The following is a 21,987-nucleotide window of genomic DNA, read 5'->3' as shown; positions in this document are numbered from 1 at the left end:
TTTATGCACCATGAATTCAGCCCGTGTTTCGGACTAAACCTGCAACAGCATTACCCTAAATAAGTCATCAATAAACATTCACTGACTCTTCGCATTGCAGTACAATTTCCTCAATTAGAAATTAGGCTTACCGCAACGTAACGCTTAATTTGATAAAGACATCGTTTTAGGAATAATAATGCTTACACAACAACAACTTGCCACCATGCTCGCACTACAAGACAAAATGAACACAAAAGTTAATCCCGATTGGATTAATGCAGGCTACGGTTATTTGCGAGCCGCTATGGTGGAATCTGTTGAAGCGATTGAACACCACGGCTGGAAATGGTGGAAAGCACAGCAAAAAGATTTGCCACAACTGCAAATGGAATTGGTCGATATTTGGCACTTCGCGCTATCTGCGTGCATCATCGATTCTGAAGGTGAAGTCAGTACTGCTGCTGAAAGCATTGCCGCACAATTAGCTTTAGGTGATGTAACCGTTACTTTCGACGGTAGAGACTACCAACCAAAACAGCAATCGCTGTTAGACAACTTAGAATTGATGACAGGGCTTTGTGCCGCTAAACGTTTTAGTGTGCCGCTTTTCATGGAAATTGTTGAGCAGTGCGATATGCATGCCGACGAACTTTATCGTCAATACGTGGGCAAAAACGTTCTAAACTTTTTCCGTCAAGACAACGGTTATAAAGAAGGCACCTACAAAAAAGAATGGCAAGGACGTGAAGATAACGAACATTTGGTTGAAGTCATGAATGACTTAAACCTATCAGACGCTAATTTCAGTGACAACGTGTATAAAGGGCTTCAGGCAAGATACACAGCCTAATTTAACTGACATTGGGCTATTCGCTTTTACCTAGCTGCACTTACAAAAAAGCCGAGCATAATAATATGCTCGGCTTTATCATTATTTACGCTGCTAACTTATTGAGTTAAGCATCTACCCATACTAATTTTTCTTTGTATTCACCTTGAATTACACCGTCAAAACGCTCTTCAAGCACATGGCGTTTCACTTTAAGCGTTGGCGTAAGTAAGTCGTTCTCAATACTCCACTCATTTTTCATGATAACCACACGATCCATCACTTGATGGCTTTCCAGCTTCGCATTGATATGTTCGAAAGTCTTTTTAAGACTAGCTTCAACACTGGGCTTATCATGCTTTTGCGCATCTTCACTTAGCACCAACAAAGCCACAGGTTGAGGAAGATTATTTCCCGTTACACAAACCTGCTCTACGATTGGGTTTTCCATGAATTTAGCTTCAATAGGCGCTGGTGCTACGTATTTCCCCTTAGCTGTTTTGAAAATATCTTTCAATCGGCCGGTGATCTTAACGTAACCGTCTGCATCAATAACACCTTTATCGCCCGTGCGAAGGTACTTATCTTCAGTGAAAACTTCTGCTGTTTTATCTGGCTCAAGATAGTATTCCAGCATGTTACATGGCGCTTTAACTTGAATCTCGCCTTCTTCTGAAATGCGAACATCTACGCCCTGATAAGCTTTACCGATACAACCAATTTTGTCGTGGCGGAAAGGCACGCTACTCGTACCATAAGCACTGTTTTCCGTCATACCCCAACCTTCTGAGATATAAACACCAATTTTAGCAAACCACTCAATAACAGCAGGTGCTAACGGCGCTGAACCACTGGCCCATAAACGTGCACTGTCGATACCAATACCTTTACGTACTTTCTTCGCTACTAACTTATTAATAATGGGGATTTTAAGTAAGGTATCGAGTTTTTTCTGCGGCATTTTAGCCAATACGCCCATCTGGAACTTAGTCCAAAGACGAGGCACAGAAATAAACAATGTAGGCTCACAATGAAGTACATCACGTTGGAACGACGATAGCGTTTCAACAAAGTGAATTTTACCGCCACTGTAATAGCTTGCCAATTCAACGAGCACACGCTCAGTGATGTGAGCAAGAGGAAGATAGCTTAGAAGCCTATCGTCACGGTTAACATCAAGTTGCTCTAGCGATTGCTGTGCAGCCCAGCAGATTGTGTAATAACTATGTACTACCCCTTTCGGTTGACCCGTACTACCCGACGTATAAATAATGGTCATGATGCTGTTCATATCTTGAACAGGAGAATCGTCTATAGGCGAACAATCAATAAACTCTTTCCATTGCTGCTTGGTATCAATATTCGGATAGGGAAAGGCAACAGTATTGTATTCAGCTGGAATAGACGCTACTTGCTCTGCAGTATTGTCTAACTTACCTACGAACAATAATTGAACGTCGGCGTGCTTGAGAACGTATTGTACGGTGTCAGGTCCGGCAGTAGAGAAAATCGGCACTGAGACGTGCCCTGCCATCATTATACCTAAATCGGCAATAAACCATTCGGCGCAGTTTTTCGAAAAAATACCGATACGGCTGCCTGCAGGCAATGCCATTTCTTCAAGTCGTTTCGCTACGCGGCGAGCAAGGTTACCCACTTGCTTCCACGTATAATCTTGATATTCACCATTAACAGGCTGAGTAAGGAAAACGTCGTCCCCACTGGTTTGCTCCCAGTGGTACAACATACTTAATGGCGATTTAATCACTTCAGTGCTGTTTGCGTTTGCTGTCATGTCTAGCGGCATAGGTCACTCATATGTTGTTATAATGTAGCTTATTTTTACAATCATTTCACAGATCTCTAATAAGCCTTATTTTCAGATGAATAACAAGCTTTTTAAACGGACGTTTACATTTCATGCGATGAATGACGTGGCGTAGCGCCTGCAATTTAGATTTCTTATAGTTTAGACTTAACTTCTATGATGATCTAATACGCGTTAATTTTAAGCAAATACCTATTATTCCACCATTTTAGAAGATAACGGCGCACTTAAATTAGTACGCTTCATTCACCATTGCTTAAACAGATAGGAGGAAAGTTCACCGTTCGGCATAGGCTTAGCGTAAAAGTAGCCTTGATGTAACACACATCCTTTTTCAGACAAACTCAACGCCTGCTCTTCGGTTTCTACGCCCTCAGCAACACTTAACATATTCAAACTACTTGCGAGGGTTATTGTGGTCGACACCAAAGCATCGTTAGCATTGCCTGGTGCCATATCGTTAACGAAGCTTTTATCAATTTTGAGTACCGATAGCGGGTAACGCTTGAGATAACTTAGTGACGAGTACCCTGTGCCAAAATCATCTAACGCTAGAATGAATCCTGCATCAACGAAGCGCTCGATTTGACGCAGCGCATTGTCGCTATCATCCATTAATACACCTTCCGTGATTTCAAAACGAAACGCTTCTTTTGGCAGATTGAATTCTTCTAGCAAGGAAAAAACACCCTCTAAATCAAATTCGGTTTTAAAATGAAGAGCAGATAAATTTATTGAAACAAACCCTTTAAAACCCTCTTCATACCAAATAGCTAAATCTTCGGCAGCCCTACGCATGGCCGCCCGAGTCACCTCAATGATATACCTTAGCTCTTCTAGAACGGGAATAAATACGTCTGGATAAATAGGGTTACCATCTAGCTCACCACGCAATAACAACTCAACCCCGATGGTGGTTTTGTCGTGAGTATTAATAATGGGCTGATAGTGATTAAAGAAACTTTTTTCTGAATAAGCCCGCTTTATCAAGTTTTCTGTAATGAGCCTATGTTTCGCTCTGTCGTTCATGTCTTTTGTGAAGTATGTGAAACCACTCAGGGTGTCTTTCTTTGCAGAATACATGGCCACGTCGGCTTGTTTGATAAGCTCGGCGGGCTCTGTGGCATCGTCGGGGTAAAAGGCAATACCCACACTGCATGATACTCGAAGCACTTCGTTAGCCAGCGAAATAGGTGTTTCAACCGACTCGATTAACTGCGCCACAAAAGAAGTAAGCCCATCGGTGGTTTCCATATCTTCAATAACAATCACAAACTCGTCGCCGCCCAAACGCGCTACGGTACCTGCATCAGAGGCTAGATTACGCATCCGATTTGCCACCACTTTAAGTAGCTTATCGCCATAATCATGGCCAAGTGAGTCGTTAATACCTTTAAAGCGGTCCAGATCAACAAACAATACTGCTACATGAGTGTTTTGTTGACGCGCGCCTGCAATGGCATGTTCTAATCTGTCCAGCAGCAAACTGCGATTAACTAACCCTGTTAAACCATCATAATTAGCTAATTTAAGCAGTTTCCGTTCCGCATTTTTTTGTTCAGTAATGTCCGATACTACTAGCAAATAATGGTCAGCTTCGTTGCTTTTTTCACTTCCTTTAACGGCACTAATATCTATAAGTACGTCGTACTGCTTAGTGTCAGCACCCTCAATAATTGCTTCGTCCTTCCAGAACTCTCCCCCTTTGAGATCACTGAGCTTACCAGATAGCTGCCATTCCAATGTAGGGTAACGAGTGAAAAGCCTGTCAATCTGCTTTGCTAACGATTCTTTGGCGTTAAAATCAAATACGTTTTCAAATGCGGGGTTTGCAGCTACAGGTACTTTATTTTTATCAAAAATAAGCACCCAGTCGCGGGTTTGGCGAAACGCATCGTTGAAAAGTAACGCTTGCTGCTGCGCTTTTTGGAGTCGATGTAAATGACGCTGACGTGAAACCACGTACGCAATAATCATCAGTAGTATCAAGGTGAAATACATTGCATAGGCAAAGGGCGAGCGCCACGGGACATAAGGCATATCAAACGTTAACGTGGCGGGTAAAACGGTATATTCTACACTGCTGGCAAGAGGGCCTACGGTAAAGTGATAACGGCCTGGCTCTAAGTTAGTTAAGGTAATTTTATCGTCTTCTGACACGCCATCACTAACCACTTGTTTGTTGCGCAATAAGGTGTAGTGATACTTGGCTTTACCTACTCCATTCATCGACAAGGATGAAAAATGGATAGTCATTCCGTAGTCTTGATAATCTAAACTGATATTCTGCCCGTTTAGATTGCCTAATGGGAGCATAAGCTCACGTGAATCGACACTCACATCAGTAATTGCTGTTTGTCTGGAAACGAGGTTCGAATTGCTGCCAATTTGTTTGAGCAACGCGGGAGAGAAAACCACAACACCTGATGTTGAGCCGTAAGCGAGACGCCCATCAATAAGTTCAAGTGATGCCCCTTGATTAAACTCCGACACTGATAATTCTCGGCCGTAAATAAAGTTTTGTACTTGCGCTGAGGCTGGCGAATATCGGTGCAGTCCAGAATGCGAACTAAACCAAATATCCCCGTTACTGTCTTTTTGTAAGCCGTAAACGATGTTGGAGAGCAGCAAGTTACTTTCGTTTAATTTATAAAGCGGTTCAAAGGTATCGGCATCTACACCGAATAACCCATAACCACTAAAAGCTAGCCACAATACACCGGTATTATCGATAACCCACGACGTTATCGAACGCTCATTAGCGCGTTGTTTTTCTGAAAAGCGATATACCAACTCATGCTCTAAGGTATTGGTGTCGACCAACCATAGACCGCCAACCATGGCGAGAAACAGACGGTTATCGTGATAAGGAGAGGCACCTAAAAAGCCAATGGAAAAATTAATATCGAAGATATCCTCGTCCAAATCGATTATATCTAATTTTTCCGCTTCTAAGTTGTAGCGGTAGTAATGATTACCGACAAAATATAAGTCGCCGTCAGCGCCTATAGTAATACTTGAATTCCACGCATTGAACACATCGCTATCAAACGATGATTGCAATGGTGGTATGGATAATTTTCCTGTACTGGGGTCGAACAACCGGATCCCCATGTAAGTTTGCACAAACAACCTGCCATCGCCTGTGGGAACTAACTTTTCAATTAGCCATTCTCTTTCGGCCACAAATTCACTATCAGAGGTAATGAATTGTTCCGATGTGCGCGCTTTGAGGTTGAATCGATTCAACCCGTTTTCGGTACCAATCCATAACACGTCTTTATCGGTTTGGGTTAGAGACCAAACCACACTATCACTTAGGGTGGTACTCTTGTCATTTCGGTTGTTTTGAATAGCATAAATTTCGGCGCTTTTTACGCCAAAATACAATGCCCCCGCGTAAACCGAACTTAACCATAAATTACCAGCATAATCGGTTTCAATATCAACAATGCGTTTGTTAGAGAGCTCGGTTCTGCCGTTATGAGGCTCAAGGATGTGTTCACTTAGCCACTTGTTTTGACTAAGTTGTAATTCAAATAGACCTTCGTTGGTGCCAAACCAAAATGCGTTGTCGTCACGCTGTTCCATCGTCCAGATATTGCGGCTTCTGACTATTTGCTGGAACCCCGAGGGCTTATCGCTACCCACATGAGACAATAATTCAACTTTCGTGGTTTGAAATAGCCCATTAACCGTACCTACCCAAATCCTACCTTCCGTGTCGTGCATCAGAAATTTAGTGTTTAGGTTATCAACATCGGGCTCAACGCCACTCAGGTAATTAACGGAAACGGTTTTTGCATCAGCGTTGGATAAATCGAGCGCATCTAATCCATCACTGGTGGCCAGTAATAGCCAGCCGTCTACAACGATAATATCTCGAATGAAATGCCGTTGTGCAATGAGTTCGTCACTTAGTGTGAAAACCGTCTCGTAAGACATGGTGTGAGTATCAAAACGGACAACTTGTTCAGGCATGGCAATAAACAAGGTAGCTTCATCTTGCCAATAAAACTGACTCACATCCTGAAACCAATCTTCTTGGGTTGAAAACGGTAATGCCACTTGTTTGGTGATAGCTTGGGTGCTGAAATCAAGGCGGTAAACACCCGATGCGTATGTGCTTATCCACAGTGCTTTGTCAGTTTCTAAGCTAATTTTGTTTATTGAAGCATTGACGAAAAGGTCGTTGGGACCCTTTATAATTTTTGTTCTTACGCCATCCCATCGCGCCACGCCGCCATCAGTGGCTATCCATACAAAGCCATCTTTATCTATCGCAATATCGTTCACAACATCTTGTGGAAGCCCATTTTTAGTGGACAGCGATTGGAATACTGGATTTGAAAGACGGGGAGACTCAGCGTAGCTAACAGTGCTAACGAAACAAACAGCAAATAAAACTGAGATTAGGTACCAGCGCATGACAACTCGTATGAATGAATCGTTATTATTATTTTTTATAGTGTATCAGAATGTTTGAGTAAATTGCAGCCAGTACCATTAAGTTACTGAGTCGCGCTTGCGTTAAACTTTATTAATCTTGTTGAACAGGAATTCGCCCAGTATTAATAACTTGCCGTCGAATGCTTGGTTGAGGCGCTAGCCGATACAAGTCACCGTTTTGCCCCACATAGTGTTTTTTTACACCACATTCTTTAGCAATCATGGCGTGAGCTTTAAGGTGCACCTCTTCGCCATGCACAGGAATAGCAATTTGAGGTTTTACCCAGTGATACATGAGTTTGAGTTCTTCAGCGCATGGGTGTCCGCTTGCATGAATGGGCAGTTGGCTATCTTCGCTCATTATGACCTTAACGCCTCTAGCACTAAGCACACTGTTTACTCGCTTAATACTGTCTTCGTTACCCGGTATGGCAATAGCGGAATAAATAACAGTGTCCCCTTTGTCTAGCTGCAAATGAGGGTGACTGTCATTGGCCATGCGAGAAAGGGCGGTATTTTTCTCTCCCTGACTGCCAGTTGCCACGCCGAGCACTTCATATGGTGGCAAGTAGCCTAAATGAAACGCATCTGCCACGGGCAAGTCTACAGGCCAGATTCCTTGTTGGCGGGCAATGCTGTACATATTGATAAGTGAGCGCCCGTACAAAGCAATATAACGCCCGGTTTTTTGGGCCACCCTAGCAAGGGTAATTAATCGCGCGATATTACTGCCAAAGCACGTCACAACGACCCTGCCCTGCAGTGGTTTAACTGTGCTTAACAAACCGTCGTAGCAATTGCGTTCAGAGATAGAAAAACCTGGTTTTGTTGCGTTGGTAGAATCTCCAACCATAGCAAGAATGTTTTCATCTCCTAGTGCGCGATAGGTATTACTGTCAAAAGGCTTACCGGTAATTGGCTGCGCATCGATTTTCCAGTCGGCAGTATGTAAAACCGTGCCCGCTGACGTGGCTATTTTTAACGCATAAGGTTCGGGCAGCGAGTGGGTTACCGATAACCAGCTCACATCAAAGGGCCCTAATGTCAGCGTTTGCTCAGAGGCTATCTCTACTATGGGTACTTTATTAACTAATTTGGTTTGCGCAAGTTTACGACGTAATACTTCGGCAGTAAAAGAAGTGGTATAGATGGGGCACTGAAAACGCGCCCATAAATACGGCAATGCGCCTACATGGTCTTCATGCGCATGGGTGATAACAATGCCGGCAATATTTTCCTTTTGCGCCGCAATGAAGGTGGGATCTGGCGCCACCACCCTGTGATGGGTTTGCTTGGTTGTGCCAGTATAGCGATAAGGAGGTATAAGCGGTTCATCGAACGACACGCCACAATCTACCATCAACCACTTGCCATCATGCCCATACAGGTTCAGGTTCATGCCTATTTCCCCAGTTCCCCCTAACGGCAAAAACCAAAGCTCCTCTTTTTTCGGCGTTATCAAACCTTAACCACTCCTTTAACTGCTTTCAGGTTAGAATATAAAACTTCCATGAGAGTTGTTACTATACTTTCATACGTAAATACTTAAAGACCGAATATTTATCATGACCACGACTTTATCTGATATGGAAGCACGTGTTATTGGTGTACTACTTGAAAAGTCGGTGACTACGCCCGAACAGTACCCGTTATCGCTTAATGCGCTCACCAATGGATGTAACCAAAAAAGTAACCGATTACCTGTCACTCAGTTAACCGAAGACGAAGTCATTAAAATACTTGATGGATTGAAAGGTAAACGAATTGTTCAAGCTTCATCAGGCTATGGTAGCCGAGTAGACAAATATTCCCACCGTTTTTGTAATACCGAATTTGGAGATATAAAACTTAGCGATCATCAGCAGGCCATTATTACTGAACTCTTACTGCGCGGCCCTCAAACACCCGGTGAATTGCGAGGCCGATGCCAGCGTTTAGCGCAATTTGCTGATATCAGCGATGTAGAAGCAACCATCAGCAGCTTACTTGCTTACCAGCCAGATGCACTTATTTACTCACTACCAAGAGAGTCGGGTAAAAGAGAGATACGCTACAACCATACATTTTGTCAGCCAAATGCGAATAACAATAATGGTGAAAGTGAAAGCACAAGCGAAAGTGCTGATACCGTTGAAACACTAAAGGCGGCTTTACTAGAAGTAAAAGCCACCCTTGCCGATTTAGAATCAAGAATTAATGATTTATCGTCAGGCGACTAATGCAAACGTACGTTGAGTTGGTCGATAATTTCAGCCCAATCAGCGTCATCTTCAATAGCCGTTTTCAAGAAAGCCGCTTGGCTTTCAGACCAAAACGGCGCTTCGAAAATATGTTGGCTCTTATTTAATCCTTTGTGCGTTTCAATAAAACTGTCTATCGCTTCATCGCTACTATCTAGCCCTAACTGTTCAAACAAACTGTTCATAGTCGGTTGTTCAGTAAACATGGTAGCTCCTCTTCAATCATAATAATCCGTTAATATTGAAACGCTAAAATCAAATGATGGGATCATTAAATTTGCTGTGCAAATTCCTCTGGTTCCATCACTTCACCCTCCTCTCCTGGTACCGGACAAACCATAACCGTAAGGTTATCTTGCGTCATGCCGCCCACCCATTTGGTAAGAAAGTCTTTGGTAGAAATTTCCATTGCTTCACAGTCTGACCAATCTTCAGTTGCCCATAGCAAAGCTAGAGATGATTCCGGCCATACTGGAATGCCATCTTCATCATCTGTCGTTAACATCACGCAACCATGTTCATCTTTAAGAATGAAAAGTTTGCCCGAGGTTTTAATTAATTCAACGCTAGCTTCTAGGCGTTCGAACGCGTTCATTTGTAATAATGGGTGTTGAGTTGTCATAATTTTCTCTTTGCTATTAGGCAGGGTGTATGGTCGATATGCTGGTAATTAAGGCTTCTAGCCCTACACGCCTGACTTGTTTCATGGTGTGAAGATAAACTTTCATGGTTATACCTTCTAAAGGCTGTATTAGTGAAATAGTGATAGTTGGATCAAGTTGATTTACCGTTCCTTTAGGAAGTACAGCAACGCCACCTTCATATTGTAGGTTATTAAGGGCTAAGTTGAGCGAGTTCGTACGTAATTTAGCATCACGAAGTTGAGGGTATAACGTAAGCAATAAATCTCTGGCTTTGCTGCCCCAATCAATGGCCACAAACTCTGCCGCGTCTACTACATCACTGCCTTCACCAATTCGGTATAACCCTAACTGGTTCTCTAATAACACTTCACTTTTAACTTCTTCTGACTTTAGCGGTTCGGTTGAAAAAGCCAAATCGGTTACACGCTCGTGCAATTGACGGGACAAACCATCGAGAGAAAGTACTTCTGCTTTAACAGACCAATCAGGAAATGTGTTGTGAAGGTGACTTAAAGTGGTAGGCAACATTAATTCACTGGCTAACTGCGTTGCCCCACACACCACATATTCAGAAGACTGAATTTGCAGTTCTTGCTTGGCTTCATTTAGCGTACTGCAAAGCTGGCGTGCATACGGCAACAGCTTCTCCCCCGATTGGGTTAGCTGAATACTATTGCGCTGGCGTATGAAAAGCGTGGTATGAAAGTATTCTTCTAGCAACTTGATCCGCGCACTTACCGCAGATTGCGTTAGATAAAGATTTTCAGCTGCTTTGCCAAAATGTCGGGTTTTTGCAACTTCAATAAATGTGGTGAGAAAGCGTATATCCATGCTTCTTACAAAACCGATAAATAAGTGATTGTAAACTGTCACAGATAATACGGCATGTAAACACAAAAGCACAGCAACGCACTGCTATTAAAGCAGTGCGTTGTATTTATTTTCAACTAAGAAGCGTATCAACTGCCTTCGTGCATTAAACGGCGCTGTTTTTCTCGACGTTGTAAGTCACGATTCTGTTTATTTTTTACGCTTTGGTGGCGCTTAGTGCCCACCTTCTTGGTGTGAAAGTCTTCCTCTTCTACCGAGTCCAATTCTTCACTTTGGTAACGATAGTCTTTACTCATGTCTATCTCTAGGTTATTGCCACTTCGTCATTATTATCTTGGCACCAAAAATAGAAAACGAATTTTTATCATCGTTGCGACAATAATTTTTTGTAGTGGGTTTTGGTCATGTAATTCGCTTCGTTGCCTCAATCCTCCTAGACCTGAGCGCTTTTTCATTGCCACATCTAGAAAACCATAAAAACAATTAATTATCAATAACTTAAACAAATTAGAAAGAAGCGATATTTGCAAAACCACGCTTTTCACACCCTATAAATTTGTACATTTTTGCGCGTTATATTTTCCAACAAAATTTTTTATTGAGAAGAAAAAAATGTTTTGTTTTATGTTCTGATTCTTTTGTCTTAAAAGTTCGCTTGAAGACAACTCAATGCTGGGTACAACCATGAAAAATTTATCAATTCGCGTTTCTCAAAAACCTTTTATAGACAGACAAAAATTTCCTTATGGCTTTCGAAAATCTGGCGACTTCAGTATTGGTGAAGCAGATATACTAACCGGTTATGGAAAGACCCTACTGGCACTAGAATGCGGGGAGCTATCACCAGAGACAGATGATGAGCTTCATTTTCTAGACTTTATTAGTGGTAAAGTGGAAGCTGAAAACGCTGTAGAGCGCACTTGGGCCAAGTACGTACGCTTATCTCGAGGCAAGAAACACTTCTACACATTGCATAGCAGCGCTGCGAGTAACCAATCGGATTACGATGAAGATTACAGCGATGAAGCATTCGATGTAGCCTAATTTTGCATTCGACCTACTAACAACCAGCCCAGAGCAAATCGGGCTGGTTGCCTATATTTGTGATATTTCCCTCGCTATTCTTCTGTTTGTTGATCCATATCTAGATTGTGCCCGAACAAATCTTTGCATATTTGTAATTTTCAAACAGATGGTTCTATATTAATAACTTAGCATTGTGAAATTGCTATTTTACGCAAACCACGCTGTTGGAAAATAGTAGAACAATATCTAATGAATTACCCAAGCCTGAAGGCAAAGGAGGCGCAGCGATGATGGTGTCATATAAACAGATTAAACATTTTTCAATTCATGCTACCGATAAGGACATAGGCGGCGTACGAGACATACTTTTCGACGATAAAGATTTCGTTGTTAGGTACGTAGTTGCCGATACGAATACGTGGCTTCCTCTTAGCAGGAAAGTGGTGATCTCACCTATCTCGGTGACCCGTGTTGATCAGGAAGAAGAAACCGTTGATGTTTCCATGACGGCAGACACGCTTAAAAACAGCCCATCAATTGACGAGCACAAACCGGTTTCAAGAGAGTTCGAAGAAACGCTGTTTCGTTACTTTGGTTATGGCTATTACTGGATTGGCCCAGGCGCGTGGGGCGATTTCGCTCACCCAAATGAACTAGCCGATCCTGAGCTAGCAGCCATGGGTAAAGAAGAGTTAGATAATAAACCTGAGAATCACTTAAGAGCTTGTGGCGAGGTTAGTGGCTACGAAGTGGCAACCCAAGACGACAACGTTGGGCATATTAGCGATTTTGTGTTTGATACTGATGGCTGGAAAATTCAGTTGTTAGTGGTAGATACAAACAACTGGTTACCGGGTGGTAAAAAGCTGGCGGTACTGCCCTCAGACATCAAAAGTATCGATTGGTCTTCTCATAATGTCTCGGTCAACCTCACCCACGAGGGATTGATGGCTAGACCGGAAGTTGACCTTGATAAGTTGGGTGATATTGCATACGTAGAGGCGTTGATAGCGAATGCGAAGCTTGTCTAGCTAAGTCGAGTAGCATTTGAGCAAGAGCGATTAACTGCCTTTGAGTAAATTAGATTTACGTCAACTAAGGTTAATCGTTCTGCGCGCAAAAAAACTTGTGGAGCAGACCAATGGTTTGCTTCACTCTTTCGTCGGCTAGTCGATAGTAAATGGTTTGTCCGTCCCGGCGTGTGGCCACCATCTTAGATTCTCTTAATAGGGCCAAATGTTGTGAAATCACAGGCTGAGAAACGTCTACATGGTCTAACATTTGGGTTACAGATAGCTCTTTGTCCACTAAAGAGCATAAAACCATTAAACGGGTTTTATTCGCCAACTGCTTTAGATAAAGCTCAGCTTCCATTGTATATTGAGCCATTTCGCTCGTATCTACAGATAGATTATCAACGGCTAGATTATCAGTCATAACAACTCACTTTTAAATTTACGTAGACGAGCTACCAACCCGCCTTCTTATACTAAAGTATACTACTATAGCGGCGAACGCCAAAACTCAATGTCATTTTTTTATAAAATATATAATGAAAATACGTGCTAGAAAACATAGCAATTTCCTTATATAGTAAACTCATCATTATTTTTCAAGGTGTTTTAATGTTAATTGATATCACTACTAGACTCGCTAATATCCCTTTCCCGCTGCGTTGTATTACGGCTAAAGAAGCGATGCAGGAAATATCTTCTAATCATGGTTTATTACTTGATGTTCGTGAGCCCGCCGAGGCTGCATCTAGCCCTGTAGAAGCCGCATTAAATATTCCTCGTGGCGTGCTCGAAATGAAAGTTATCGAAAAATGTAAAGATGCCAAGTTTCCAATCTATATTCATTGCGCCTCGGGCATTCGCGCTAAATTGGCAGCCGAACAGCTAATGAACATGGGGTATGACAATGTGAGCGTGGTAACCTGTTCAATAGGCGATATTAAGCAAGCCACCGACGCATAAGCGCTGACAGCCTCTGGCCGCTTGTGGTATAACCGCTCTATACAGTGACAGAATAATCAATTAGAGCTCGCGATGTTAAAATCTACGTTAGAACAATGGCGCATGTTTAAAGCTGTGGTAGATGCTGGAGGCTTCAATCAAGCTGCCGCATTGGTTCACAAAAGCCAGTCTAGTGTGCATCACGCGGTTCAAAAATTAGAAAATGCCATTGGCGTTGTGTTGTTCGAAAACAGTGGACGCAAGGTAAAACTGTCTCCTCAAGGGGAGTTGATGTATCGTCGAGCAGCGTTCGTTTTAAATGAAGCTCAAAAGTTAGAAGCGGTAGCGGCTAGTTTACAAGCGGGAACTGAAACTCTTCTTCGTATCGCCGTTGATATTATTTTTCCATCAGACTTACTCTATAACGTACTGAGCAAAGTGTCTGAAGAGTTCCCGCTGCTACGTATCGAAATTGAAGAAACCGTATTAAGCGGGGCAAACTCCCTACTTGATAGTGGTAATGTCGATATCGCGATTTCACCTTTCCCCTACCCCGGCGGATTCAGTGAAGATTTATGCGAGATAGACTTTGCCGCGGTGGCACATGTCGATCATCCTCTGCACGCACTTGACCGCGCGTTAACGTTAGAAGATCTAAAGTCGCATCGTCAAATAGTAGTAAGAGATTCATCGGCTGAACGTAAAGTTGATGCAGGTTGGCTTGGCGCCGAGCAGCGCTGGACGGTGAGCCATATTAGAACCTCGGTAGATATGATTTCTCAAGGGCTTGGGTTTGCTTGGCTCCCTATCGCTATCATTAAAAAAGAATTAGAAGAAGGGCTGTTGCTTCCGCTTCCTATTGATAGCAACAGTGGATTGCGTCGCGCTATGCTTTATCTCACATTTGAAGATGGTGACGGCCTTGGGCCCGCAGCAAGAAGCTTTATCGGTGAACTTAGATATCAATCGATGCAGCTTCCCTCTGCTGATGGCATGCTTGATCAATGCATAGAGTCTCTGCATCGATAGCATAAGCTGTGGCAGTTTAATTAAAGCAAAGTGTTATAGCTAAGCTGTACTTAACGCAAAGCCTAAAAAGCAAGAACTCGGGTATCTAACGAATATCTAATTTGCCCGATATTAAGTTTAGCCAGCGCTTGGTTTACCCAATACTTAATTTACCCAATACTTAATTTACCCAATGCTTAAGTTACCCAATCCCTAATGCTATCTGTTGGCCGCCATACAAGAAACCAAATAGAGCAATGGATAGCCCAAAGAGTGCTACAGCGCCGTCATCCGTTGCCATACCTATAGCCATAATCAATACCGCAAACGCCGGTATTAACCCCATAAAGGGTACTAATTCTAGTGGCACCATCAACAATCCACACGCCGCACAGCTAAGTGCAATCAATGAGCGAAACACAGGCTGGCGCATAAAAAACCACCGTGGCATTAAGAATCGGTCACATCGCACCGCCACAGGTTTCATTTTATTAACCAAAAATTCAATTCGATCGGCGTCCATTTCAATTTTCATAATGGTAGCAGGAAGCCACGGATGACGGCGACCGAGTAAAATTTGCATTGCGATAAGTAAAATTGTCACACCGGTTATGGTAGGTACACCAGGAATGGCACCTATGGGGGTTGCTGCAATAAACGCAGGCAAAGCCAACATAGGTCCAAACCCCCTCTTTTCCATGGCATTCCAGAACTCCGAAAACGCCATGACGTCGGTGGTGTTTTTGGGCTGCATCTTGCCCAACAACTCATAAAGTGTCATTGACCTTGCGCCAGTTTCCTCAAACATTTTTATTCCCTATTTATGGCTTAAGGCTTATGCCTAATTTCCATTGAAACCTATGCGTCTTGGGTGATAGCGAAGCGCAATACGCTTTGGGTATTCCATCAAAAATTAAATTAATTCAGTAGTATCACCGTACATAACGCTTATATTTTGCGCTGACCCGTAAGTAAAAATCTGAGATAAATTTTTCAGAAAAATACGCACAAGCGCTGAATTTTTGCGTTCGGTTACAAAGCTACTATGAGATTAATAATGCGATAACTGTGCCACTGAAGTGGGTCAGCGTTCAAATTTGCGCTTTTCTGGTAGCAATCGGCACAATATGTGCTTTATCAGCTAAAGATATGTCAGTGTGTGGATTATATTTAGCTAGCCCTCTTTTACATGATGCGAGGATCGCATCTTGAGGTCAGCCCCAAGATATTGCTGCCTTATTCAACCAAAGTTGAGTATGAATGCGACAACGTCTACGTTTGAATGTAATAATGCACAAATAATTATAAAATCTGGTCAACTTACCCACCCAATGTGCTGAGACAAGCTATCAGGAAGTGGTTGGTCAATAAAAAAGGGATATTCAAGTGTTAACTGTTTTGCTTGTAGATGATGATGCCGAGTTTACCGAGGTGGCCTGCACTATTATTGAGTTTCTCGGTCACGAAGTCCTAACTGCTGCCACATTAGGTGAAGCGAGAGACTGGTTAAAGAAAGAAACCTTTGATCATATATTACTTGATTTCATGTTGCCTGATGGCAGCGGTGCACACTTGTTCGATGAACTTAACGCACTTCCCAAACGTCCACGCATTACCCTTATTACTGGGCACCCATCGGTAAAGGGTGTCATTAAAGGTTTATGCGGCCCCAATATTGATTACCTTGTTAAGCCTATTCAACGTGAAGACATTGAAGCAGTATTAACGGGGAAACCTAAAGTTGCTGAAGATACCAGCGAAAAAATCGAAAAGCATTTCGACTTGCTTATTGGCGAATCTGCGCCAATGAGAGAACTCTACAAATTAATTGAACGAGTAAGCAGAACAAGTGCGAACGTTATGCTACTTGGCGAAAGTGGTGTAGGGAAAGAGGTAGTTGCAGCCGCCATTCACCGCGCTTCACAAAGTGAAGGCCCTTACGTAGTGACTAACTGCGGTGCCTTTTCAAAAGAATTGATTGGTAGTGAATTATTTGGCCACGAGAAAGGCGCATTTACAGGCGCTGTTGGCCGTAAAGAAGGTGTTTTCGAACAAGCTGAGGGCGGATGTTTGTTCTTAGATGAAATCACTGAAATGCCTATCGACATGCAGCCAAACTTACTGCGCGTATTGGAAAACAAAGTGGTTATCCGTGTTGGCGGTACTAAAACTATTCCGGTTAACTGCCGCGTAGTGTCAGCGACCAACCGAACCATGGAAGAAATAGCACAAAGCAAAGTGCTGCGTGAAGATATCTATTTCAGACTTGCGGTGTTTCCAATCACCATACCCACTTTGCGCGAACGCAAAGAAGATATTCCTTTATTAGCAAAAACCTTTATTGAAGAGTTTAATAAAGATAATGGCTCTAAATTTAGTTGGCAAGAAAGTCAGCTAAACACGTTACAAGCCTACGATTGGCCAGGTAATGTTCGTGAATTACGCCACTTTGTTCATCGTGCTGCTATTATGAGCGACCCGACAAAACAGGTCATAGAGCTTCCTAAAACGATTGAATCGCCTTTTGCTAAAAAACAAAGTACAGCACCAGCACTTCAAGCAGGACGTACTATTGAAGATGTTGAAAAGGAACTTATTTATGCCACGCTTGAGAAGGTTAATGGGAATAAAACCATGGCCGCTGACATGCTGGGCATAAGTACCAAGACCCTATACAACCGACTTCACGCATATGGCGATTTGGTCAAAGAAGACTAGTAAGGCAGGACAAAAGTTATGACTGAAGATGAGTTTGCCCGATTGAGCACCTATGTACACGATGCACGCAAACCGCTGAATCGCATTTCGATGCAAGCTGAATTGGTAAAAATGGCGCTTAATGGTGAAGTTCCCGCCCAAAAAGCGATGGCAGCATTGGATAAAATAATTTCCAGTGCTAAAGACTGCAGTGACTCCCTTTCTGAAATGACTTCAGATTTTGGCGACACATTATTGGATTGATGTAATGCTAAACAAAGTTTTGTCTTCGCTATACAGCTGGGTAATCATGGTGGTATTCGTGATTGCTATTATTACTGCGAATTCATTTTATGTGGTGCAAACCCTTGATGACTTATCGGCCCTAGAAGCGCGCTTGTTTACCACCAGTCGCGTAATAAGTGCAGTAAACAAGCTGCACGTGGCCGTTTTGCGCGCCGAATCAGGTCAACGTGGTTTCCTTCTTACTGAAGATGAAGCTTATCTGGAGGAGTACACACAAACACTGAATAACTTTACTGCCCTTGCTGATGAAGTTGAAGTGAGTGCTTTGGCGTCTGATTTGCCGGAACAATCAGAGCGGATAGAAAAGCTACTCGCCCTTACTCGCGTTAAAATTAACGGTATGGTGCGAATTGTAGAGCTAGTAAGAGTAGGTGATATAGAGCAAGCCTTCACGTTGCTTGAAAGTGACAGAGGTCTAGATTTATACAACGACTTCGAAAATATGTTCGAGCGCATCGATTCCTCTGAAAGGGATATTCAAGGTACGCACTTAGCCAGTTTAATGAAGCTAAGACGTGACTCAGTGAATACTTTATTAATTTCTTCAGGTACCACCCTGTTTCTTATTATCTCGATTTTCTTGTTGTTAAAAGCCAACATTCGAGAAAATGAAAAACACAAAGATACGCTTGTAGATGTTAATGAAGACCTAGAGCATAAAATTTCAGAACGAACCCAAGAATTACGTATTTATTCAGATGAGTTAGCCCGCAGTAACCGAGAACTCGAGGATTTTGCTTTTGTAGCGTCTCACGATCTGCAAGAGCCACTTCGGAAAATTCGCGCCTTTGGTAATCGATTAGACTCGGGCTATAAAGATGTAATGGACGAACGTGGGCAAGACTTTCTCGCCCGTATGCTTAATGCGGCAGAGCGTATGTCTATGTTGATATCTGATCTTTTGTCTTTTTCTCGCGTGTCTACACGGGGTAAAGATTTTGAACAGGTAAACGTTAGTGAGGTTATCGATGGCGTGTTAGGCGACTTAGAAATAGCTATTGAAGAAAAAGGCGCCAAAGTGATTGTGCAGGACATTCCGACTATTCGCGCAGACAAATCACAAATTGATCAGCTGTTTCTAAACTTGCTGTCTAACGCGCTAAAATTTCAAACCGCCGACAAAGAACCCCTTATTGAAATTACCGCTACCCCGCCTAGTGATTCTGACATGAAAGACATATTGTTAGCTGATGAATATGACTGGATTAAAATTCAAATCTCAGACAACGGTATTGGTTTTGAGCAAGGTTTTGCAGAAAAGATTTTTGCCCCCTTTCAACGCTTACACGGAAGAAGCGAATATAAAGGAACGGGGATCGGACTAGCGGTATGTCGACGCATTGTTGAGCGGCACAATGGTCAAATTTCGGCAAAAAGCTCGCCAGGAGAAGGCGCAACCTTTACTATCCTTCTGCCAACAAACAGCGAGCCATTTGGCTCTCTAAATAATAATGGAGATACCACACATGACGCGTAAACAATCCCAACCTATTAATATCCTTATGGCAGATGACGATGAGGACGATCGTCTATTAACCGTAGACGCACTGAAAGAAAGCCGTGTGTTAAACAACTTATTTTGTGTTGAAGATGGCGTGGAATTACTCGAATTTTTACGTCATGAAGGCAAATACACAGATGCCAGCAAATTCCCCCGCCCTAGCTTAATTCTGTTAGACCTTAACATGCCACGTAAAGACGGCAGAGAAGCGCTGCAAGAATTGAAAACTGACCCTAAACTACGTGGGATCCCAGTAGTCATTCTTACTACCTCCAAAGAAGAAGAAGACATGCTTCGCGGATACGATTTAGGCTGTGCTTCCTATATCACCAAACCTGTGAATTTCGAGGGACTTGTCGAGCTTATGCGCGCGCTAGGTCGCTACTGGATTGAGTTTGTAGAATTGCCCCACGATTAATCGCCCTTTTCATCCGATTTAACGTGTTATGAGTCAATATTGATGGGCTCAATAAAGTGTTACTCAAGTTGTACGGCGCTAATTATTAGGGCCGTAATGTTTTAAAGTGCTGGTTATTCAGCGCTAAGTTTTACGGCTAAATGTTTTATGGAGCGCACAGTGACCGAAGTTATCCGGGTTTTACTGATTGAAGATGACGAAGATGATTATTTCCTAACATCGGATTATTTACTTCAATGTGAAGAACCCCGTTTCCAGCTTACCTGGGTAACCAACAGTGCTGACGCCATAGACGCGTTACAGCGTCGAAATTTCGACTTGTGCTTACTCGATTATTTGCTAGGTGCTGAAAACGCAGTAGATGTGTTGGAAGTACTAAAATCGAATCAGTTCAACCTCCCTGTTGTTATTCTAACTGGTCAGTCAGACTCTCAAGTTGACGAATTGGTAATGCGAGCAGGTGCAGCCGATTACCTACAAAAAACAGAAATTGAGTCGCCACGTTTCATGCGAACCATTCGTTACGCCATGGTTCGACGAGAGATAGAAAACGAACGATTAGAAAGACATAAAGTTGAACAGCAAAATAAAGCGAAAGATAAGTTTTTGGCCCACTTAGGTCACGAACTTCGCACCCCGCTTACGTCTATTCTAGGTTATACAGAACTACTATTAGACGACAAAGGTAATGATCCTCTCGCGCAAGAGCTTTCTATTATTCATTCCAACGGAAAACATTTACTAAGCTTGTTAAATGATTTGTTGGATATGTCTCGCATTATGGCAGACAAACTTGAGCTGAATATCAAAGAGGTACATTTAAGCCCTTTCCTCACTGATATTCACTCATTGATGCGATTGGCCGCCAAAGATAAAGATCTTATTTTCGACGTTATTGCAGAAACCAAGATTCCAGAAGTGGTTAAAACTGACCCTACCCGTTTGCGCCAGGTGTTAATCAATTTAGTCAGCAATGCCGTAAAATTTACCGATACCGGAAAAATTACGGTTACAGTAGAGATTCGTCCACCCGCGCCTGGCAAAACGAATGAGCGATTACACTTTATTGTTGAAGATACTGGTATTGGCATGCCACCAGATAAGCTAGATAAAATTTTTCAACCTTTCGAACAAATCGAAGATATTATGCGCGCGAACCATGGCGGAGCTGGATTAGGTTTAGCGATAAGCCGTGAGCTTGTCACTAAGCTAGGTGGTAGCATTAGTGTTGATTCCGTGTTTGGCAAAGGCAGTCGATTTTCATTTTCCATCGACCCTGGTGATATTAGTGAGCAAAGTCGTACACATCTTACGCTTAAGCCACCTAGCAAAACAGAATCGAACAATTTGGATTTACAAGTTACCGGCAAAGTACTAATTGTTGATGATATTCGTGAAATTCGTCGCTTAACAGGGCATTTAGTCAGTCAATGTCACGCTACTGTAGCTTATGCTGAAAACGGGGTTAAAGCGTTAGAGGCAGTACTACAAGCCGAAGAAGATAACGACCCCTTTCATTTAGTGTTAATGGACATCCATATGCCTGTAATGAATGGCATTGAAGCGCTTCATGCAATTAGGCGACACAAGAGCAACGTACCTGTTGTGGCCGTCACAGCCGCTAGCCGTAAAGGATTAAAACAGTCTTTAATGGATGACGGATTTAATAATGTTATTGGTAAACCTATTGAACGAGCAGCGCTTACTGAAGTGCTCGACCAATATTTGGTGCGCTCTCAAGGACCAGCCGTGTCAAAAATAGAAACCGTTAAAACAGTCACCCAATGCACTCAACCTCAACCGACTTCAAAGAAAGTATTAGTAATAGAAGATGATGAGGATGCTGCAGAGTTATTGCAATTATTTTTAGTTCATCAAGGCCATGATGTCATTACGGCAAATACGGGCGCGGATGCTATCGAGCGTATGAACGAAGTGGTATTTGACCATGTATTGATGGATTTAACGCTTCCTGATTACCATGGATATGACCTAGCCGCCGAGTTGAATCAAATTCAACCTAAAGCGAAACTGGTTATTGTGAGTGGCAACGAGCCGGATAAAGATACTATGAAGCATTTAGGCGTGAGTCAGTCACTTCTAAAGCCTGTTAGTAAAGAAGATTTAATTAGTGTGGTGTCTTAACAAGACGCCACCAGGCTAAGTTAGTTACCATAAATTGCTAACTTTTTACGCCACCCAGTTTGTTCACCATGAAATAATTACGAAATAATTACACGGCCTACCTTGAAACTCTTACGTTGAATTTAACT

Annotated in this window: 20 protein-coding genes; 11 read left to right on the top strand and 9 right to left on the bottom strand. The window is 42.6% G+C overall.

The annotated features are described in order from the left end of the window. Nucleotides 1-178 precede the first annotated feature (178 nt). Nucleotides 179-832, top strand: coding sequence for a dUTP diphosphatase (locus R1T43_RS09150; RefSeq protein WP_317355229.1), 654 nt, complete (start codon nucleotides 179-181; stop codon nucleotides 830-832). Nucleotides 833-938: 106 nt separating this feature from the next. On the opposite strand, the gene R1T43_RS09145 is transcribed toward R1T43_RS09150, so the two are convergent. The 3 genes from R1T43_RS09145 to R1T43_RS09135 all read right to left on the bottom strand — a co-directional run bounded on the left by R1T43_RS09145 (nucleotide 939) and on the right by R1T43_RS09135 (nucleotide 8,487). Beyond that, on the bottom strand, nucleotides 939-2,618 hold the full coding sequence (locus R1T43_RS09145; RefSeq protein ID WP_317355226.1) for an AMP-binding protein: 1,680 nt from the start codon (nucleotides 2,616-2,618) through the stop codon (nucleotides 939-941). Nucleotides 2,619-2,885: 267 nt separating this feature from the next. Further along, nucleotides 2,886-7,067, bottom strand: coding sequence for an EAL domain-containing protein (locus R1T43_RS09140; protein WP_317355224.1), 4,182 nt, complete (start codon nucleotides 7,065-7,067; stop codon nucleotides 2,886-2,888). A gap of 112 nt (nucleotides 7,068-7,179) precedes the next feature. Beyond that, on the bottom strand, nucleotides 7,180-8,487 hold the full coding sequence (locus R1T43_RS09135) for a ribonuclease J (RefSeq protein WP_410549004.1): 1,308 nt from the start codon (nucleotides 8,485-8,487) through the stop codon (nucleotides 7,180-7,182). 166 nt (nucleotides 8,488-8,653) lie between these two features. Here R1T43_RS09135 and R1T43_RS09130 point away from each other — a divergent pair, with 166 nt between their 5' ends. Beyond that, complete coding sequence (locus tag R1T43_RS09130; RefSeq protein WP_211071314.1) at nucleotides 8,654-9,307, top strand: YceH family protein; 654 nt, start codon at nucleotides 8,654-8,656, stop codon at nucleotides 9,305-9,307. Here the strand turns inward: R1T43_RS09130 and R1T43_RS09125 are convergent. From R1T43_RS09125 to R1T43_RS09110, 4 genes are all read right to left on the bottom strand, one after another. Further along, nucleotides 9,304-9,534 (bottom strand): DUF2789 domain-containing protein, encoded by a 231-nt coding sequence (locus R1T43_RS09125; protein ID WP_211071315.1) that lies wholly within the window; start codon nucleotides 9,532-9,534, stop codon nucleotides 9,304-9,306. The two genes, R1T43_RS09130 and R1T43_RS09125, sit on opposite strands and share 4 nt — an antisense overlap. 65 nt (nucleotides 9,535-9,599) lie before the next feature. Beyond that, nucleotides 9,600-9,950 (bottom strand): DUF2750 domain-containing protein, encoded by a 351-nt coding sequence (locus R1T43_RS09120; protein ID WP_057791259.1) that lies wholly within the window; start codon nucleotides 9,948-9,950, stop codon nucleotides 9,600-9,602. Nucleotides 9,951-9,966: 16 nt separating this feature from the next. Further along, nucleotides 9,967-10,803 carry a LysR family transcriptional regulator gene (locus tag R1T43_RS09115; RefSeq protein ID WP_317355218.1) on the bottom strand — a complete coding sequence of 279 codons (837 nt, stop codon included), beginning with the start codon at nucleotides 10,801-10,803 and terminating at the stop codon, nucleotides 9,967-9,969. A 128-nt stretch (nucleotides 10,804-10,931) separates the two neighbouring features. Then, nucleotides 10,932-11,099, bottom strand: a complete 168-nt coding sequence (locus tag R1T43_RS09110) for a hypothetical protein (RefSeq protein WP_172602882.1) — start codon at nucleotides 11,097-11,099, stop codon at nucleotides 10,932-10,934. Between the two features lie 388 nt (nucleotides 11,100-11,487). Between R1T43_RS09110 and maoP the strand changes: the two genes are divergently transcribed. Together maoP and R1T43_RS09100 are read left to right on the top strand one after the other, a co-directional pair. Continuing rightward, the gene (gene maoP / locus R1T43_RS09105) at nucleotides 11,488-11,847 is read left to right on the top strand and encodes a DUF413 domain-containing protein (protein WP_317355213.1); all 360 of its coding nucleotides are present in this window, start codon (nucleotides 11,488-11,490) and stop codon (nucleotides 11,845-11,847) included. 269 nt (nucleotides 11,848-12,116) lie between these two features. Then, nucleotides 12,117-12,860: a PRC-barrel domain-containing protein gene (locus tag R1T43_RS09100; RefSeq protein ID WP_211071317.1), complete on the top strand. Its 744-nt coding sequence runs from the start codon at nucleotides 12,117-12,119 to the stop codon at nucleotides 12,858-12,860. Between the two features lie 70 nt (nucleotides 12,861-12,930). On the opposite strand, the gene R1T43_RS09095 is transcribed toward R1T43_RS09100, so the two are convergent. After that, nucleotides 12,931-13,266: an ArsR/SmtB family transcription factor gene (locus R1T43_RS09095; protein WP_172602883.1), complete on the bottom strand. Its 336-nt coding sequence runs from the start codon at nucleotides 13,264-13,266 to the stop codon at nucleotides 12,931-12,933. Nucleotides 13,267-13,454: 188 nt separating this feature from the next. Between R1T43_RS09095 and R1T43_RS09090 the strand changes: the two genes are divergently transcribed. Together R1T43_RS09090 and R1T43_RS09085 are read left to right on the top strand one after the other, a co-directional pair. Further along, entirely contained in the window at nucleotides 13,455-13,805 is a 351-nt protein-coding gene (locus tag R1T43_RS09090; protein ID WP_317355208.1) for a rhodanese-like domain-containing protein, read from the top strand. A 72-nt stretch (nucleotides 13,806-13,877) separates the two neighbouring features. Further along, nucleotides 13,878-14,813, top strand: coding sequence for a LysR family transcriptional regulator (locus R1T43_RS09085; RefSeq protein ID WP_211071319.1), 936 nt, complete (start codon nucleotides 13,878-13,880; stop codon nucleotides 14,811-14,813). A 181-nt stretch (nucleotides 14,814-14,994) separates the two neighbouring features. Here R1T43_RS09085 and R1T43_RS09080 read toward each other — a convergent pair whose 3' ends face one another. Continuing rightward, entirely contained in the window at nucleotides 14,995-15,600 is a 606-nt protein-coding gene (locus tag R1T43_RS09080; RefSeq protein WP_211071320.1) for an exopolysaccharide biosynthesis protein, read from the bottom strand. A 578-nt stretch (nucleotides 15,601-16,178) separates the two neighbouring features. On the opposite strand from R1T43_RS09080, the gene R1T43_RS09075 reads away from it, so the two are divergent. The 5 genes from R1T43_RS09075 to R1T43_RS09055 all read left to right on the top strand — a co-directional run bounded on the left by R1T43_RS09075 (nucleotide 16,179) and on the right by R1T43_RS09055 (nucleotide 21,859). Then, entirely contained in the window at nucleotides 16,179-17,510 is a 1,332-nt protein-coding gene (locus R1T43_RS09075) for a sigma-54-dependent transcriptional regulator (protein ID WP_126873401.1), read from the top strand. 18 nt (nucleotides 17,511-17,528) lie between these two features. Further along, a complete protein-coding gene (locus R1T43_RS09070) occupies nucleotides 17,529-17,753 on the top strand; it encodes a hypothetical protein (RefSeq protein ID WP_057791242.1) in 225 nt (74 codons plus the stop codon). Nucleotides 17,754-17,757: 4 nt separating this feature from the next. Then, the gene (locus tag R1T43_RS09065) at nucleotides 17,758-19,272 is read left to right on the top strand and encodes a sensor histidine kinase (RefSeq protein ID WP_317355201.1); all 1,515 of its coding nucleotides are present in this window, start codon (nucleotides 17,758-17,760) and stop codon (nucleotides 19,270-19,272) included. Continuing rightward, complete coding sequence (locus R1T43_RS09060) at nucleotides 19,262-19,714, top strand: response regulator (RefSeq protein ID WP_317355198.1); 453 nt, start codon at nucleotides 19,262-19,264, stop codon at nucleotides 19,712-19,714. The genes R1T43_RS09065 and R1T43_RS09060 overlap by 11 nt, the downstream gene beginning before the upstream one ends. Before the next feature lie 159 nt (nucleotides 19,715-19,873). Further along, entirely contained in the window at nucleotides 19,874-21,859 is a 1,986-nt protein-coding gene (locus tag R1T43_RS09055; RefSeq protein WP_317355195.1) for a response regulator, read from the top strand. Nucleotides 21,860-21,987: the final 128 nt, after the last annotated feature.

The sequence above is a fragment of the Alteromonas sp. CI.11.F.A3 genome (genome assembly GCF_032925565.1).
Taxonomy (GTDB): Bacteria; Pseudomonadota; Gammaproteobacteria; order Enterobacterales; family Alteromonadaceae; genus Alteromonas.
Note: the sequence above shows the minus strand (reverse complement) of the source record. Positions and strands in the feature narration are given on the sequence as shown.